The organism is Streptococcus sp. HMSC10A01 (assembly GCF_001807785.1).
GTDB classification, from domain to species: Bacteria; Bacillota; Bacilli; order Lactobacillales; family Streptococcaceae; genus Streptococcus; species Streptococcus gordonii.
The window spans coordinates 79,860-98,340 of record NZ_KV790980.1 but is presented as its reverse complement, the minus strand read 5'-3'; the positions used below and the strand labels follow the sequence as shown (position 1 = coordinate 98,340).

Sequence of the window (18,481 nt, the reverse complement as noted above, 5' to 3'; positions counted from 1 at the left end):
ACACAAGCATTAAGAATCATATCATTTGATGACAGCCACCTTTCTTCCTATCCTATAAACCATCATTTTCTATAGCACCTACAAGTAATGAAATCAATGAAAAACCTGCCCTATCAAGTCCCAAAATAGCACTTCTAGAGATTTTCAGACCTATAAAAAGGCCGAGGAAAGTGTACCCTAGAGCAACTTTCTTCAACCCTTTGTTTATTGATAATGTGGTCTTGCAAATCCTCGAATATTACCATGACCAACCCGATAGGTATTTCTTCTTACAACTCCGTTGCTTGAATTTCCTTCGATTGTATGAATCCATCCATTCTCTACTCTCTCAACAATACCTATATGATCCGCCCAGCCATCATTTTGCTGGGTATCTTTATCCCAGTTGAAAGTAATAATATCACCTGATTGAGGAGTCGTAGTTCCATCTTCATTCCAAATTCCTAATTTTTTAAAGATTTGAATATGACGTTCTACTCCACACTCTCGTCCTACTAAATGACTAAGACCTTCTCGTTGGAAAACAACTGTAACAAATACATCGCACCAATCATCTGTATTCTTTACAGCATAGCCGACTGGTAAAGGTTTCACACTGTTATAGTCCTCAACCATGCGCTGATGAGCTGCACTACCCGTTGACGTACCTACCAGATTTGAAGCTGCACGAATAACTCTATTTTTTTGATCTGTCACTTGGTGGGGCATCAATCTGGTTTGCCCTAGGTTAAATCCTTCCACACTGCCATCCGTATAATCAACATATACGTGAGTCGTGTAATCACCTTGTTTGTTACCGTGGTTGACCGCTGTAATCCCAATCTCAGTATGACCACCAGCAGGAGTCTGCGTATACCAAGACAAATTTTCTTGATGTGCTTGAGACCATACAGCTGCGCGAATATTTTTAATTCGTTTCCCTTGGGAAGATTGATCCACCGCAACGGTAAATGTGCCCGTCTGAGAATTTACGTCTTTAATATAAGCTTTCGTCTTATGCGTTAGATTACGGTACTCTACCTGCGTTGTAGTCGAATGGACTCCTATACGACTTCCATCATTCTGGATGTAGTAAAGGTGAACGTGATAAGTACCAGTAGAATTCTTGTGATTTTCTGCCTTGATGCTAGCCTTATAGCTACCATCTGATTGACGAGTCGCACTGTACCAGATCAAGTCATCTTGTCCGCCTTGGTCAGACCAAACGGGAACTTGAACCGATTGAACTCCTTTAGGACTGAAGACGTCTGATATAACGACATCAAAGCTCCCTACCTCTGGGTTCTTATTGGTAATGGTTAAGGTACCAGTCACCTTGCTTTGATGAACAGTAGTAGCCGTACCCGTTACAAATTCTTTTGTTCCTGTCGCTGTGACATAATAGACATGAGACAGATACTTCCCTTGGGAATTTTTATGATCGCTAGCTTTAATCGTCGCTCGGTAGCTACCATCTGCTTGTTTTACTGCCTTGTGCCAAACCAGATCATCCTGACCGTTGACTTCTGACCAGGTTGGAACCAATACTTCATTGAGACCATTGGGAGCGACTACATCACGAATGACCGCATCAAAAGTACCAGTGACAGAGTTATTATTTTCAATGGTAAGAGTCCCAGCTGAATGTTTGTGATGAACAGTAGTAGCCGTACCCGTTACAAATTCTTTTGTTCCTGTCGCTGTGACATAATAGACATGAGACAGATACTTCCCTTGGGAATTTTTATGATCGCTAGCTTTAATCGTCGCTCGGTAGCTACCATCTGCTTGTTTTACTGCCTTGTGCCAAACCAGATCATCCTGACCGTTGACTTCTGACCAGGTTGGAACTAATACCTCCTTGAGACCATTTGGAGCGACTACATTACGAATAACCGCATCAAAAGTTCCAGTGGTAGAGTTGTTATTTTCAATTGTAAGAGTCCCAGCTGAATGCTTGTGATGAACGGTAGTAGCCGTACCCGTTACAAATTCTTTTGTTCCTGTCGCTGTGACATAATAGACATGAGACAGATACTTCCCTTGGGAATTTTTATGATCGCTAGCTTTAATCGTCGCTCGGTAGCTACCATCTGCTTGTTTTACTGCCTTGTGCCAAACAAGATCATCCTGACCGTTGACCTCTGACCAGGTTGGAACTAGTACTTCCTTAAGTCCATTTGGAGAAACGACATCGCGAATAACCGCATCAAAAGTGCCAGTGGTAGGGTTATTATTTTCAATCGTGACTCTTCCACTAGGTTTCTCTTTATTTGCTGTCTTTCCAATAGAAACTTCAGTAGTTGTTGCAGTTACTCCTATCTGCTCACCATTTAGTTGAGTATAGTAGAGATGAACATGATACTTACCTGTAGCATTCTTATGGTCACTAGCTTTCACTGTTACGCGATAGCGACCATCTTGCTGACGAGTCGCATGATACCAAACCAAATCATCCTGGCCTTTATCATCCGACCAAACTGGTACAGAAACACTGGCTACACCTTGAGGGGCCAAAACATTTGAGATAACAACGTCAAAACGACCTGCAAGAGAATCGTTATTTTCAATGGTAATCTTCCCGCTCAGAGGTCCTTTGGGTACTTCTGGCGCTGGTTTAGCTTGAGAAGTGAAACGGCCAGTGTAGTCTACACTATGGTCAAAAACATGCTTACCTGGCAACAATTCAGCCTGGGAGGTAAACTGCCAAGCCCCTGCCCGCCCATTATAGCGGAGAGTCTTCGCATCGTTAGTTGAAAGTTTAGCTGTTGGGTATTGAGCTACCCAGAAATTTTCCAAACCAAACTGGGCTGTTTTGACAGGCCCTTTACCTCTTAGATTATTTTCATCAATCCAGCTGGCACTAGTATAATACATAAGATTTGTATAGCCATTCTTACGCATTTCATCAGCCCATGCAAGGGTATTCCGATTGATGTTATCCTTCATTTTAGCATCTTCCATATCATTAACCATGACCGTATTCTTTGGAAGATTAAGATTTCTAGCTTCTGAGATAAAGTGACGAGCTTCTGCTCTTGCCTGCTCTTCACTAGTATAATGTGAAAAAGCATAGGCAGACACTTGCAAACCAGCCAACTGGGCATTGCGAGCTTGTTCTCCTGCGTAAGGGTTCCTATAGGTGGTGCCTTCTGTTAGTTTCACGACAACTCCACCAACTCCCTTGTTGGCAAGAGTGAGATAGTCATTGACGCTTATGCTTCCGTTATGACTGCTGACATCGACAAATGTTTTGGCTTGAACAGCCTCATCACTTGAACGACTAGCTGGCCCAGCATGTCCAGTGCTATAGAAGGTTGTGTTCCCAGCAGCTCCTTTTTTCGATGCAGCCTCATCAACCTTGCTAACTTCTTCTCTTTGGGCAGTTTCTTCAATACTAGCCGACTGGTTCTCAACCTTAGTTTGCGACTGTTTTGGAAGAGAAGCTGGTACTGACTGACTACTTTCAGTATTTTGTTCAGCTTGTGAGTTTTCTTGCTCTTCCTGACGATCTGTTCTGGCCTCTCCCTTTGACTCGACCTTTTCTGAAGCGTCTGAAGCTGTCTTTGCCACTGTATCTTGAGCCTGTTCAGCTTTTACCTGGATAGGCTGTACAGCGGACTCTTGTTCATCTGCATAGGCAGGTTGAACTGAAACAGCTAGTAGCAATGCTGCACTAGCATAATAAATAAAATCCTTCTTTTTCATGTAACTCCCTCTTTAACACGAATTTCAGTATACCTCCATTGTAGCACAAGAAACTTGAGCTGAAAAGGGAAATTACTAATAATGCTTCTATCGTTTCTGTAGTGTATAAAATCACTTTAGAAATGGTGGCTTTATTGTAAAATCTGTAGCAAAATGGCTGTCGCTGAGACTTCCTTGGTCAAAAAAAATCACCAATTAGCAACTATCGTCAACCAACAAATCACTCAAAAAACTAATCAAGAAAGTCCCTATAACTGCCAGCGCTAAAAATTTGCTGTACAAGCTTTAAACGTCACATGAATCGAAGACCAAGACTGATCAGACCTGGCTTCCTGCGCCTCTGATCTAGGAGGAATATAACTTTAAGAATGAGAAACTGAGCTTTATTGCGCAGGATTTCGATTCAAGTCGTTCACCCACTACAGATGACAACGATCCAAACTTTTGAGTGCATACAAAAAGCCCAGACAGGGCTTAGCATTTAAATTGTTAAATTATTTATAATTTCTCAAGCATCAACGAGCTCGCAATTGCTGGAGCAAGCCCTTCAAACTTTGGAACTTGAAAAAGCTGTAAGTCAGATAAACAAAGCCGTAAGCGGCTGCAGCAAGATAAACTGATAAAAACCAATTCGAAGCAATAAACACAAGTGTCATTAGCAACTCAACCCAGATATCTTTGACGACCTCAATCTGCATCCTCTTGGCTAAGATTAGCTCTGCCAATATACTCCTAGTCGCCAGCAATAGAACGATAGACAGCACTGTAGCATTCAGGTTGCGCAGAAAAACTGCAAAAATCAAGGTAGTAGCAAAACTTAAGAGCATAGCAATAACATTTACTTTAAAAATCTGCCTCTCCATTCGTAGGGCTTTTAAGTAGGTATTAATGAGCAGTGCCATCTTGCCCTCGTAGACAGACATAGGAAAGACTAGAGCCATAAATATCAAGGACTCTCTGTAAGCCGGCAGCCAGCTGTCCAAAGCAATTTTCAGGGGATAATACAGCAAAAGCACCCCAAACATAACAACCATAAGGACATTCCGCAACTGATTGTAAATCTTAGGCAACTTGCTTTCATCCGTCCGTTTCAAAATTGGAAAAATGACCAAACCGATAGCATTGATAAAGGTCATCAGCAGATTGGAAATGCTCAGGGTCAGGGACACTTTCCCAAATGTAGCAATGTTCCATACCTTTTGAATCCCCATTCGAACCGTCCCGATAATGAGCATACTGGCTACATTTGATAGCATCAGATTAATCCCGACAGCAATATTGCGAACCGTTTCCCGTATATCAAGCTTAAATTGATTGAGAGGTCGCAAGGCCATATCTCGGCATAGGTACATGGCATAAAAAAGAGAAACAACTCTACCAATCAAATCTGCATAGACCATAATCTTGAAGTCTCGGAAACCTACAAAAATAAAGACCAGCAAAAGCAGTAAATAGAGGAGTCGGTCTCCACTGACAACATAGGAACTCTCCTTTAGTCGATTAGTCATCTGCAGAACGTAAACAAAGAGAAAGCGCAGATTGGTGACCAACATGGTATAAACCAAAAGTGTAAAAACAAACCGACTGCTATCATCTCTAATAAAGGCAGAAATCCCTAATAAAAATAAAATTCCAATCCCTGTCAGATAGATTAAAAGCATGAGAAATTGAGAGAAAAACTTCTCTTTATCCAGATCATCATACTCCAAACCACCGTAGCGAAGGTAGATTCCATCCACCCAGCCCAGATGAACAAAACCGGCATAAGATAAATAGAAAATATAGAGTTGCCAGTAACCATACTCCTCTACACCCATAATCTTAGGCAAAATTAAGACAACCAGAGAAGAAACTATTACTGTCAGCAAATTGGACAAGACAACATAGGAAAAATTAGCTACTATTTTTTTAAATCCACCAGACAAGTTTGCCCTCCTATTCTTTCCTATCTGTAGCCATGCTATCAATCAAACGTAAAAACATGGTTTCTAAATCAGTATGAGCTTGCCAACCCAAACTCTCAAGCTTGTCCGTATTGAGACGAATCTTGACTGTCTGATTATAGCCTAGCTTTTCCACATCCTCAGCCAAATCAAAGACCAACTTCGTTTCATTGCTACCGCTGAGTTCAATAACCATCTCCGCCATCTCACGAATGGAAATGGCCGTCTCTTTATTGGCGACATTATAAGCTTGACCTGCTTGGCCTTTCAGCAGAATGTAAAAAATGGCTTCAATAGCATCTTTGGTATAGCAGTAGTTCCGAACAGTTTCCCCTTTAGTTCGGAGGATAATATCGCTCTTTTCAAGGACAGCACGCGCAAACTGCGCAAAAACTCTGTTGTCTTCATAGCTCACACCTGGGCCAAAGGTTTGTGACAAACGAGCCATTCTAACCGGCACCTGATACTGATGACAATAGCCTACACACAAGGACTCTGCCATGCGCTTGCTTTCCGAATAACTGCTACGGACACTGGTTGGATCCAAATAACCGTAATCTTTCTCGCTAATGCTGGAAGCTTCCGGATTTGTCATTCCATAGACTTCCAGAGAAGAGAGATAGACCATACTGCGAATCTGCTTGTTTTTAGCCAGCTCCAGTAGCTTTTCCGTTCCATTTACGGCTAGATCAATTGTCTCCACAGGATGCTCAACGAAAAAAGAGGAGTCCGTCGCACTGGCTCCATGGATAATATAATCCAAATCTTCCTCTATTTTCCAATCTGACAGCAAGTCAGCATACACTAACTTCAGATTCTCACTATGTAACAAATCCGGAAATAGATCTTCCGCTTTTTTCTGATTTCGCGCCAAGGCTACTACTCTGACATTGGCATTGTACAAATCATTTAAAGCCATCAAAGCGGAAATACAATGTCTACCTATAAGACCAGTTGCTCCGGTTACCAAGACAGTAACGTTTCTCAATTCTCTCAGAATAGGACTGACAGCAGCTAGGTCTTTCATGTCTTTTTGTAAAATCGTATTTTTTCCCATATCAACCAAAAATTTGTGCATTTTCACGCGCTTCGTAAATCGCTCTAAAAATATAGAAATCAGATGGAGTCGTAATTTTGATATTTTCACTGCCCCCCATGACTGTATGCAGAGGGAGTCCAAAATAACGGGCCAATGTCGCAGAATCCGTCATATCGAAAAGCTTCTCAGCTTGTGCCCTCATATGCAAGGAATGAATCTCAGAAAGAACAAAAGACTGAGGAGCTACAGCAGTTTGACAAGTAGATCGCTCAATCACATTGTTAATGATGTCTTCTTCATCCACTTGAACTACAGTTTCAATGACTGGTTTAACAGTAATAGCTGTCCCATACTTTTTAACTGATTCTATATTCTTAGAAATTGTCTCCTCGTCAATCAAGGGACGAACTCCATCATGAATCAAAACGTAATCATCATTTCCTTGGTATTTTTCTCGCAGAGCTTCTAATCCATTGAAAATAGACATTTGTCCGGTTTCCCCTCCGGGAACAACCTGACTTACTTTTTTGATATTAAATTTAGCTAATAGATCTTTGCAGTAGTCCAGCCAGTCATCTACACAAACAACTACAATATCCTTTATTTCGGGATGAGACTCAAAATGCTCAATTGTATGGATAATTATTGGCTTTCCGTGTAACTCTAAAAACTGTTTAGGCAAGGTTTTAGTGTTCATTCGTTTGCCAGTTCCACCCGCAAATATCAACGCTGATACTGTCATAGCTATATCTTCCTTTCTCTTAATTTAAATCTAACTCTACTTAAGAATTGAACCCCAAAATAGATGGCAATAGCATAAATTATCCGATTAATGTGGGTCGTCAAGAGTGATAAGAGAGTCTCCTGAAAAAATGAAATGACCAAAGGATAAGCAAACAAGGAGTATATTATTACCTTTAGAGGGCTAAAGCCACGTCTCTTTATAGAGTAATAGAAACTTCCAAAGAAGAAACCATATGAAAGTTGCATAATCAAAATAGAAAGATATCCAAAATCTTTTACAAAGTAATAGTAGATGGTATAAACATTTGTTTTATCACCGTTAAAATTTATAACTGGCAAAAATGGTGTTAAGTCATAGTTGGATAAGCCTAAAGATTTCAGGCTTCCGTAAATAGCAATCAAGGTATTTTCTCCAAATACTTGATTGTTAGCATAAAGAGAAGGATTCTTTAGGAAATAATCAAAAGCTTGAATGGGCGATCCCATATATTTAATAAGGTTATCCAAAAAGCCTAGTTCTGATTGACTATCTACTCGATTCAATACAAATGTCCCAACCACTATAAAGAGCACAATAAATAGAAACCCTATGGTCAAAAGCGTTCTGAACAACTTCCTGCTGTAATGACTGTTTGCCCACGCATAATATTTTGAATAAAACAAAATATAGAGAACAGCATAGCCCGAAACAAGTCCCAACATTTCAGTTCTCCCAGTAGATAAAAGAGAAATTCCTAAAGAAATTAGACTAATCAGTAGCAACTTCCCTTTGTAAAAAATACCTTTCTCACCAGAGAAAACTGATTCACAAAAGAAATAGAAGAAAACGATACCCACCGCGAAATTGATGCGCAATAAATTTAAGCTTAAACGGCTGATGGCGAAATCATAGTTGGTTGTCATGTGTCGAGCTAGCTCAATCGTTTTAAAAATACCACTTATAGGTTGCCCACTCTGAGTAGCCAGATATACCAACTCGGAATAAACGGTCTTAACCGAAAAAGCCAGGAATAAAAGCACTAAAATAATACAAATGTTATTTACCCGAACACGTGCTAGCTTTATTGGAGTCTGTCTAGCCGGAAATAAGGTTGAAGATGACAAAACTCCCATTAAAAAAATGGCATTCCCAAGGAGAATGATAATGACTGTCACCAGTGAAATCTCTTCTCCCCATTTTGAAGAATAAAGAGCAGTTGAAACGCTAGCTATCAACCACACTGCTAAATATATAAATCCGGGATTAGCATAATCTCTCTTTACTGTCCTTGTTGCAAAAAACAATAAGAGGAGACTTCCTAAAATTAGTAAATAAATCATTATCTTCTCTCTATCAAATCTACCCAATTATCTTTTAGTCTGACATGACGCTCTGTCTGCTCTTTTTTCTCAGGAGGTGTCATATAGTCACCATAACGATTGGTTAAATATGCATCAGCGTCATTTGGACCATAAAATTCCAGGCCTTCAAAGGGATACTTTCGAGCTGGGAAAAAAGTCTTGTAATCCACTGTTTCACCCAAATAGCCCTTAACTCCATAGGCAATCGTAATTTTTGAAGTCTTCTTCTTTGATTGGATAAGCCATTCCATTAACTTGTACATATTAGAAGGGCCAATGATGTAAGCAGGAAAACCCACAATCCGTCTGATCCAAAGGTTTTTTTTGAGCTCCTTTGATTCTTTAGACATGTAAGTTAGGTGAGGTGTAAACTTTGTATAGCATCGAGAACTATTATGAGACAGATCCAGTGCTCTGAATAGCAAACCCTTCAACTTACGAACTATATCATTTTCAGGAACGAAATCAATCGGTAGCATATCCAGATAAAGATATTTCTTCTGACTAAACCCCTCACCTAGAACGTCGTAATAAGTCCAGGATTTGCTCTGCAACTTCATCACTTTAAAAACACTATCCTTTGTTTCGGCTGGAGAAATTAGTTCAAAATACTGATTATCTGTAAAAACTTCTTTTAAACGATTGTAATCTTCTCGAAACATGACTAAGTCGATATCATCATCCCAAGGAATATAGCCACCGTGTCGCAAAGATCCTATAAGAGTACCCGCAACCATATAGGAAATCAGACCATGCTCTTTGCAGATCTTGTCAAATTGTTTATACATTTCCAAATAGGCTACCTGCAAGGCCTTCAATTTTTCATCTGAAATCTTTTGATACATAGGGCTGAAGCGTTCACTTAATGCTAACTCCCATTCTATTTTGCTTGTACTTCGCATTTTCTTACCTTTTTATGATTTTCAATAGTAATCTCGCTAACCTATTTAATGAAAAAGCATAGACCACATCGCTGACTAGATCCTTTCTTCCTGCATAGATCTTCCTGTTTTTCCATAAACTGACAAGCAAGGACAATTTTCTTTGCTTCAAAAATCCTATCCGACATTTGGTTAACTGGATAGCTTCATTTACCGTCGGCTCTAGATCTTTTCTATGCATTTTTAAAATAACTTCTTTAACAGATTGGTAACGATTCAGTACCTTTTCCAAATAGGTAATTCGATATTGACGTGTTTTGTTAAAACTTTTACTAGCTATCGATTGTGTCACATTGTTGGAATGAATCCGATGTTTGTCTAAAATTTGATTGACATCAATAACTTGGCCATAGAGTGACGCCAACATTCCAAATAAAACATCATGGTAGTCAAATCCCGGCAATTCTTGATAAGATTTTGTTAAAATATCCTGCAACACTTCCTGTCTAAAAGCCGTCTGATATCCTGAAGGCCATTTTTTTAAAAGAAAGGCCAAATCTTTAACCTGACTCCCACCAGATAATGATGGTCTCTCAGATACCCGATTTCCCTCATCAATAATTTCTGACTGATTGTAAACCATAGCCACATCTGAGTTTAGAAAAAATGACGACAAAGTGGAAATTTTATCTGGAAGCCATATATCATCTTGGTCTGAAAAAAAGACAAGCCCTTCTTGAACTTGATTGACAAGATGTAAAAATGTTCTATAATGGCCAAGATTCTCCCTATTTTGAATTGCTTTCCAAGTCGTCAGATTATGTTGACTGATATAGTCTTGGACAAACTCATAGGTTCCATCTGATGAACAATCATCACATATTATGACCGCGTCTGGTACTAAATTTTGAAGTCTAATGGAATCTAACTGTTGCTCGATAAACCTTCTTCCATTATAAGTGGCCATTAAAACGCTAATCATCTTTGTTTCCTTAATATTCTTTTATAAACTCTTTTTTTCAACCCCAGAGGCATATAGACAAAGGCAATGACCAACAATAGATTTTTTATCCAATCTCTTCTGTCAATCATTTTTTCTTTCAACATAAAGTCATTAATTACCTTCCAACTAGCAATCTGTGTTGGCTGACTTCTTCGTAAATGCATTCCATTTCCAATACGAGCATACACTAATGATTGCTCCATATTGCCAAAACGGCAACCTTGTGCAGCCATGCGAACCCAGAGATAATAATCTTCTACCAAGTCTAGTGATTGATAACTACCTGATTTTTGGACTGCAGATTTTTTGAAAACAACCGTCATATGACAAAAGGGATTTCGTCTCTTCATATAGGTCAAAATAGCTTCATGTGATAAAGGCATTTTCTTTTCTGAAATGACTTCATCAATCCCTGAATTGATTTCTGTAACCGCACTTCCTAAGATATCTATTTCGGGATGCTCTTGGAAATAGTTCAACTGCTTCTCAAAACGATCGGGCTTAGCAATATCATCCGAATCCATTCGTGCAACCAACTCATAACTACAATGTTCTAGGCCTTCTCTAAGCGCTAAACCTAATCCTACATTTGTATCGAGAGGTACAGTTTTAAAATTTGTAAAATAGCCCTGATAACGCGTAATCACCTTTTCTAACTCATCTGTCAGAGGGCCATCCTTCACCAGAACTAGCTCGTCAGGCTTCAAATTTTGGTTAACCAAAATACTCTCTAGACTATCTGATAAATAAATTGGATTTTCTTTTTTGTAAACTGACATTAAAACTGAAAACTTAATAATCAACATCTCCTTCCCTTATCAAATTTTCTCGCGTTGTTCGGTCTGTTGAATAGATTTAGAAAAAGAAACCAATTGATAGTCCTCTGAATAGACAGACATTTCTTCCGAATAGACCAAAGTAGAGAATAGTTTGTTGAATGTTGGAATATAGCGTCCTAAAGCTTTTACTAACCAATTAAAACCTGGCAGTAGAAGGATGTGAGATCCCTGAGATTTCTTTATTTCGCTTACTAGTTCAGAAGTATTTACATAGGAACGATTTTGAGGGAAGAAAATACCATTCTCCCTATTCTTTATCAACAATCGAATAAACTCACTTAAGTTATCAATATAAATCATACTTCTAGCATTGTCAACTCTTGGAAAGAGAGGTAATTTTCTGATTAAACTGGATAGTCGCTGGTAGTTTCCCTTTGCTCCTGGACCATAAACCATAGGTGGCCTCAAAATAACCACGTGAAATTCTGGAGAGCTTAACTCTGTGAGTAGTTGCTCCGCTAGTAGTTTACTTTTTCCATACATAGACTGAGGAGCAGGAATTGTATCTCTTGTTATCACTCCTGGCCCTTTGATTTCACCATAAACACTCATGCTACTCATGAAGATGAATTGACTCACACCTTCCTTCTTTGCTTTCTGAGCCAACTCAAAAGGCAACTGAGTATTGACACGCTGGTAAACAGATGCCATTTCCGATGAAGGATTTGCCAGATGGACAATTGCAGCTACATGAAAAATGACATCATATTGAGAGAAATCATGACTTTTCCACGTGTCTTTTTGAACATCCAACTCCTCAACTAAAAAGTCGGGTGATTCAGAAACATGAGATAGAAAACACTTCCCTATATAGCTATCTTTCCCAGTAATCAAAATTCTTGTCATCTTTAACTAATCCTTTTGTTCCAATGTTCCGGTTCCACCCTCGACAACGCCTTCACTCTTAACAACACTTTTAATTGTTCCAAAAAAACAATGTAAATCAAGTCTAAAAGACATATGTTTTACATAGTAACCATCTAGCTCAGCTTTTTTTTCAATAGGCAACTCATCCCGTCCGTGAATCTGAGCCCAACCTGTCAGACCTGGCAAAACATCATTTGCTCCATAACGGTCTCGCTCTTCAATCAAATCATACTGATTCCAAAGAGCCGGCCTTGGACCTATGATACTCATGTCCCCAACAAAAATGTTCCATATTTGTGGCAATTCATCCAAAGATGTCTTTCTGAGGAAATGGCCTGCCTTGGTAATCCACTGATCAGGATTTTGTAGCAAATGAGTTGGGGTATCTTTGGGTGTGTCAACTCGCATAGTCCGGAACTTTAAAATTTGAAATGTTTTTTTATGGATACCAATACGTTTTTGCTTAAACAATACAGGACCTTTTGAATCTAACTTTATAACAATAATTAGTATGAGAATGAATGGAGACAAAATAACCATCCCCACTAACGATAAGAAAACATCTAAACTTCTCTTTATAAATTTGTACATTTTTTCTCCATTTCTATTGTTGAGCAAAGTCAATTAATCTTTGCTTCAACTCAGTCTCATTCAGCTCTAATAAAGTGTCAATGAAATCATCAACTTCCTTCTTGGCTGGAGCATGTACATTTCCTACAAAAATCTTTTCATATACCTGTTCATCAACTCTTTCTTGAGTAGAAAGCAGTTCCTCATATAATTTTTCACCAGGTCTAATTCCAGTTTCAACAATATTAATATCTGCCTCTGAATGACCACTTAACGAAATCATCTTTTTGGCTAAATCCAAAATTTTAACCGGTTCTCCCATGTCCAGTACAAAAACTTCGCCTCCATGCATTAAGGCCCCAGCTTGAATGACCAATCGACTAGCTTCTGGAATAGTCATAAAGTAACGAGTCATACGAAAATCAGTAACAGTCACAGGGCCCCCTTTTGCAATCTGTTCTTTAAACAAAGGAACAACACTGCCACGACTACCTAGAACATTCCCAAAGCGAACTGCGGCAAACATTGTTTTTCCTTCTTCATTAAGGCTAGTTACAACCATCTCAGCTATACGCTTAGTCGCCCCCATCACATTTGGTGGATTCACAGCCTTATCTGTTGAAATCATTACAAATTTGGTAACGCCCGTAGCTTTAGCAGCCTCAGCTACATTACGAGTGCCATATATATTATTTTTAACTGCTTCTTTTGGATTATATTCCATCAAGGGGACATGCTTATGAGCTGCCGCATGATAGACTCTATCTGGACGATAGTTTTCCATAATTTGGAAAATACGTTCACGGTCCTGAATATCAGCAATAACTGGAATAATTTCAAATTTAGATCCATATTGATTGTATAGCTCTTTGTGAATCAAATAGATAGAATTCTCCCCATGCCCTAAAAGCAAAAGTCTATCCGGGTTAAACCGAGCAATTTGGCGACAAAGCTCAGACCCAATGGATCCTCCTGCCCCTGTTACAAGTACAGTCTTGCCCTCGATATTTGACTTCAAACTTGTCTGATCAAGCACAACCTCTTTTCGTCCCAACAAATCAGATATATCAATCTCTCTGAGCTTACTAACCCTAACCTTTCCTGTCACCACTTCTTCGTATTTTGGCATGGCTTTAACGGTAGCATTCGTCGCTTTGCACAGAGTCAAAATACGTTCATACTCTTCTGGTTCTAAGGATGGAATAGCAATTACAATTTGATTAATCTCATAGTTTGCAACAATCTCTGGAATCTGACTATCTGATCCTACAACCTTTACTCCATGTAAAAAAGAACCATGTTTACTAACATCCCGATCAACCACCGCAACAATCTTAATATCAGGCGAATCCTTTAAAGCTGTAGTTATAAACAAACTTCCACCAGCTCCTGCTCCCACTACTAAGGTCCGTAATAACATTTCGTTAGCAACTTCTTCATACCTTACTCCCGTTTTATAACCATACCATATCCTCCATGCTAGTCGAACAGATGTAGAGAATAAAATCGAGAACATACAACTCAGTAGCATAAAACGGTAGCTAATACCCAAAGTAAAGACAGTTTCTATCACTGAGACCGCTATATAAGCCCCGGCTAAAGTCAAGGCGATTTTGCTAAGATTTTTATAGTCTGTATAGCGATTTAGAATAGAAAAAGCTCCCGTAATTCCTCGACCAACCAGCAAATATAGCACTGTCACATAAGTCTGATTTTGTATTATGTTTAATTCTCTTGTTTGAATATATTCAGATAAGAAAAAGTAAGCAATATAACCACTTATATAAATGATAATAGTATCCACTATCATCAATATTAAGCGTTTTTGTGCCCTAGTTATTTCCATAATATCCCCAGTTAATTTTTAATGTTTTTTCCCGTAAGCACCATAATTCCCATAAGCACCGTAAACTCCATAACGATCTCCTGACACGTCATATTTGTTTAATACAACTCCCAAGAAAGGAGTCCCTGTCTGCTCTAACTGCTCCTTAGATTTTTGAAGTGCCTTACGTTTCACTGACCCTGCCTCAGCAACCAATAAACTTGCATCACATTTTTGTGAAATAATAGCTGCATCAATTACTAAACCAATAGGTGGCGTGTCTACAATAATATAATCATAATGACGACGTAGGATATTCATCATCTCATCAAAGTTTTTGCTTTGTAAAAGCGCCGTTGGGTTTGGTGACGATTGTCCTGACTCAATGACAAAGAGATTAGGTACATCAGTCTCACACAATCCTTGTGACAAATCATTTTTCCCAACCAAATAATCTGTCAATCCAGTAATTCTTTCCTTTGATTTAAATACCCCTGACATGATTGAGTTTCGGATATCAGCATCAATCAAGAGTGTAGTATATCCTGCTCTTGCAAAAGCAATAGCAAGATTGGTAGAAGTTGTGGACTTCCCTTCATTTGGTTGAACAGAAGTGACAGCCACAATCTTAATGTCTTCTCCACTTAACTGAATATTTGTCCTAAGAGCGTTGTAATATTCTTCAGTTTTCTGAATAGATTGTTTTTTATTATTTGATAATTCTAATACTGGCATAACGACTCCTTATTTCAGTTTTCTCATATCTGGGACGACTCCTAACAAGGATAAGCCCATCACTTCTTCTATATCTTCTGGTTTCTTAACCCGATCATCTAAAACTTCGACAAACACTACGATAATGACCATTACAATCACTCCAGCAAAAAAACTGAGCATGACATTCCGGCGAATATTTGGAGAAGATGGTGATTTTGGAACTTCTGCCTCTTCTAAGGTTGTTACATCTGAAACCTTAGTAACGGCAATGATTTTTTCAGCTGCCACTTCGCGCAAGGTGTTGGCAATTCGGCTAGCTTGGTTAGGATCGCTATTTTTAACAGTGATGGATACAATCCGTGTATCTGTCGGCACCGAAACACTTACAGACTTGCTTAATTCAGCTGTTGTCCCAGGTAATTTCAATTCTGAAATAACCGTAGACAATACATCCTGTGATAAAATGATTTCCTTATAGTCCTTAACCAAGTAAGATCCTGCTTGCAGGTCTTGGTTGGTCAGAGTGTTATTATCTGTCTGCTGACGGTTGACAACGTAAATCCGTGTCGTACTTTGATAAGAGGGCTTAGCAATAAAAAGGCTATAACCCAAAGCTAAGACAGCTGCCACTAACGCTATCAACAGAATGATAAACTTTCTTTTCCATACCGTCTTGATCAAAGACAGTACGTCAATTTCGACTAGTTGATTTTCTTTATTCATGTTCCTTTTCCTCTATACTAAGAGCGAAGCCTATATGTATTCACTTCTTAGCAATAATTCTTGATTTTTTCTAAACAACTGCTCTGCATGAGATTTCCCATACTTCTTGGAGATGATTTGGTAGGCCTCTTGCATATAAGGCGGTCGTGGATTCAAATTGTGCATGTCACTGGCCACGAAATGAACCAGATCTTTCTCCAGAAAGAACTGGGCCCTTTTTTTCATGAATTTATAAGTGTCTCCAAACAGCTTTGGTTTTAAAACACTCGAACTATTAATCTGGGTGTAACAACCCATATTAATCAAGTCGCGCACCTTCTTTTCATCATTTTCTAAGCAATGATAGCGTTCAATATGAGCGACGACAGGTGTAACGCCCAAGCGTAAAACGTTGCTCAGAGCTGTATGAATTTCCTTGTAAGGCGTGATCATACTGAATTCAATTAAAGCATACTGGCTATCTGCCAAGCGTGGAATCTTTCCTTGCTCCAGCTTATCCAAAATATCACTTGTATAATATATTTCAGCCCCGTAAAGAATAGTCAAATCATCCGCAATTTCTTTAGCCAGTTCCTGGACTTGTTTGAAGTTTTCTTCAATTTTTGCTTCTGGAGTCTCAAACATCCCTTTCCGACGATGAGAAGTTGAAATGATCGTTCGTACCCCTTGGCGGTAGCTTTCCTCCAGCAAGGCCCTGCTATCTTCTATTGTTTTTGGTCCATCATCAACATCAAAAACAATATGTGAATGAATATCAATCATGGCTTACTTCCCTTCCATAACGGTCTGAATTTCAGACTTCATTTGATCCAGGCTTGCCGGATCAACTTCCAGCATATAAAGGGCAGCTTCTGGCATAGCATATGAAGGCAGACCAGTTGTTCCATTTCCAGTCAAAGCTTGTGACGTAACTGTATAGTTCCCACCTGTTTCCAACTGGGTATTCACAAGATTCATCATGGTTTCTAAGCTCATATTTGTCTGAACAGAATCTTGTAAACCTGAAATAATACTATTGTAATTCTTCAGAGCATCTGTTGAGGTCAGCTTTTTAATAACAGCAGCGATGACTTTTTCCTGATTCTTACCGCGGTCGTTATCACCACCCGTTAATGAATACCGTTCCCTGACAAAGCCCAATGCTTGCTCAGAATTGAGATGAACATCTCCAACCTTAAAGTGGTAATTTCCATGACGGCTTGTGAATTCTTGATCGTTATACACATCAACACCACCCAAAAGGTCAATCAATTTGAGGAAGGAAGTGAAATTCAAACGTACATAATACTGAATATCGATACCATAAAGTTTCTCTAGAGTATGAACCGAAGCATCTATACCATAAATACCCGCATGGGTCAGTTTATCAGGCTGATCCGCACCACCATCCGCAATAGGTACATAGGCGTCACGCGGTGTAGTTGTCAAAAGCACGCGCTTGGTCTTACGGTTAACCGTCATAATGATATTCACATCCGAACGAGAAACTGATGAGATACCACCATAAGTATCAATTCCACTGACATAGATATTAAAGACATCTGCATTAACATCATGCTTCTTAGTTGCAGTCTCAACCTTTTTCGTTAGTTTGTAAGAATACAATTTTTTAACTTTGGAAGCATAGTCAGGATCTTCACTTCGTAGGGTATCCTCAAAAACACTATTGATAACAATAGCTTTTGTCTCTCCAGCAAGCAAGGACTTATAAGCCGCCAGATAAGAGCTCGCTGAATCCACTGTCAACTGGACTTTCTTGGTCTTAGCCAGTTCATCTGTTAAGGCTACAATGTTTTCGCCATCATTATTGGTTGGAGCTAAAACATTGGTTACTTTTTTTATATCTTTAATGTCGCTGTCCGCTGCTACTACAACGCTCATTTCATACTCAGAATAGTTAGAAGTAGAATTCAAACCAGTAGACAGGTCCACCATTTCCTTGACAGCATACATGGTTCCTGATCCAATCAGCAAGGACAGAACCAATAATACTGTTGTAAAAATCCGAGCCTTATTAAACCAAATGAAAAGAGCAGCTAGAACTGCTACTAGTATCATCACAAAGGTTGAAATAATATTTAAATAACGAAAAGCTAAAATATTATACCTGAATATATAAACTATCAAGACAGAGATTAATAAAACATAAATGGTGAATAAACTAACATTTAAGATTTTAAAACGTCTTGATTTAGCAGTAGTTCCATTGCTTTTTCTACGAGACATGCTAAAAACACTTCCTATACATAATTACTCCATCTTATTATATCACAAAAATATTTAGATTCTGCCTTATTTTAAG

General features: G+C 38.9%; 15 protein-coding genes. All 15 read right to left on the bottom strand.

Features of this window, described 5'->3' with window-relative positions; genetic code table 11:
• Positions 1-204: 204 nt before the first annotated feature.
• Positions 205-3,687 carry a GBS Bsp-like repeat-containing protein gene (locus HMPREF3108_RS07115; RefSeq protein ID WP_045634786.1) on the bottom strand — a complete coding sequence of 1,161 codons (3,483 nt, stop codon included), beginning with the start codon at positions 3,685-3,687 and terminating at the stop codon, positions 205-207.
• Positions 3,688-4,202: 515 nt separating this feature from the next.
• A complete protein-coding gene (locus HMPREF3108_RS07110; protein WP_045634785.1) occupies positions 4,203-5,612 on the bottom strand; it encodes a lipopolysaccharide biosynthesis protein in 1,410 nt (469 codons plus the stop codon).
• A gap of 10 nt (positions 5,613-5,622) precedes the next feature.
• A complete protein-coding gene (locus tag HMPREF3108_RS07105; protein ID WP_061593922.1) occupies positions 5,623-6,708 on the bottom strand; it encodes an NAD-dependent epimerase/dehydratase family protein in 1,086 nt (361 codons plus the stop codon).
• On the bottom strand, positions 6,689-7,411 hold the full coding sequence (gene ispD / locus HMPREF3108_RS07100) for a 2-C-methyl-D-erythritol 4-phosphate cytidylyltransferase (RefSeq protein ID WP_061593921.1): 723 nt from the start codon (positions 7,409-7,411) through the stop codon (positions 6,689-6,691). The genes HMPREF3108_RS07105 and ispD overlap by 20 nt, the downstream gene beginning before the upstream one ends.
• A 2-nt stretch (positions 7,412-7,413) precedes the next feature.
• A complete protein-coding gene (locus HMPREF3108_RS07095; RefSeq protein ID WP_070494084.1) occupies positions 7,414-8,733 on the bottom strand; it encodes an O-antigen polymerase in 1,320 nt (439 codons plus the stop codon).
• Positions 8,733-9,656 (bottom strand): LicD family protein, encoded by a 924-nt coding sequence (locus HMPREF3108_RS07090; protein WP_061593919.1) that lies wholly within the window; start codon positions 9,654-9,656, stop codon positions 8,733-8,735. Before HMPREF3108_RS07090 ends, HMPREF3108_RS07095 begins: the two co-directional genes overlap by 1 nt.
• 4 nt (positions 9,657-9,660) lie before the next feature.
• Positions 9,661-10,617 carry a glycosyltransferase gene (locus tag HMPREF3108_RS07085; RefSeq protein ID WP_061593918.1) on the bottom strand — a complete coding sequence of 319 codons (957 nt, stop codon included), beginning with the start codon at positions 10,615-10,617 and terminating at the stop codon, positions 9,661-9,663.
• A complete protein-coding gene (locus HMPREF3108_RS07080) occupies positions 10,614-11,444 on the bottom strand; it encodes a glycosyltransferase (RefSeq protein ID WP_176744524.1) in 831 nt (276 codons plus the stop codon). The genes HMPREF3108_RS07085 and HMPREF3108_RS07080 overlap by 4 nt, the downstream gene beginning before the upstream one ends.
• 12 nt (positions 11,445-11,456) lie before the next feature.
• Entirely contained in the window at positions 11,457-12,323 is an 867-nt protein-coding gene (locus HMPREF3108_RS07075) for an NAD-dependent epimerase/dehydratase family protein (RefSeq protein ID WP_061593917.1), read from the bottom strand.
• 6 nt (positions 12,324-12,329) lie between these two features.
• Positions 12,330-12,935, bottom strand: coding sequence for a sugar transferase (locus HMPREF3108_RS07070; RefSeq protein ID WP_046164513.1), 606 nt, complete (start codon positions 12,933-12,935; stop codon positions 12,330-12,332).
• Between the two features lie 13 nt (positions 12,936-12,948).
• Positions 12,949-14,754: a polysaccharide biosynthesis protein gene (locus HMPREF3108_RS07065; RefSeq protein WP_070494093.1), complete on the bottom strand. Its 1,806-nt coding sequence runs from the start codon at positions 14,752-14,754 to the stop codon at positions 12,949-12,951.
• Between the two features lie 24 nt (positions 14,755-14,778).
• The gene (locus tag HMPREF3108_RS07060; RefSeq protein WP_046164514.1) at positions 14,779-15,474 is read right to left on the bottom strand and encodes a tyrosine-protein kinase; all 696 of its coding nucleotides are present in this window, start codon (positions 15,472-15,474) and stop codon (positions 14,779-14,781) included.
• Positions 15,475-15,483: 9 nt separating this feature from the next.
• Entirely contained in the window at positions 15,484-16,179 is a 696-nt protein-coding gene (locus tag HMPREF3108_RS07055; protein WP_045634782.1) for a Wzz/FepE/Etk N-terminal domain-containing protein, read from the bottom strand.
• 30 nt (positions 16,180-16,209) lie between these two features.
• Entirely contained in the window at positions 16,210-16,941 is a 732-nt protein-coding gene (gene cps4B / locus HMPREF3108_RS07050; protein ID WP_045634781.1) for a capsular polysaccharide biosynthesis protein Cps4B, read from the bottom strand.
• Between the two features lie 3 nt (positions 16,942-16,944).
• Positions 16,945-18,405, bottom strand: a complete 1,461-nt coding sequence (locus tag HMPREF3108_RS07045) for an LCP family glycopolymer transferase CpsA (protein WP_061594680.1) — start codon at positions 18,403-18,405, stop codon at positions 16,945-16,947.
• Positions 18,406-18,481: the final 76 nt, after the last annotated feature.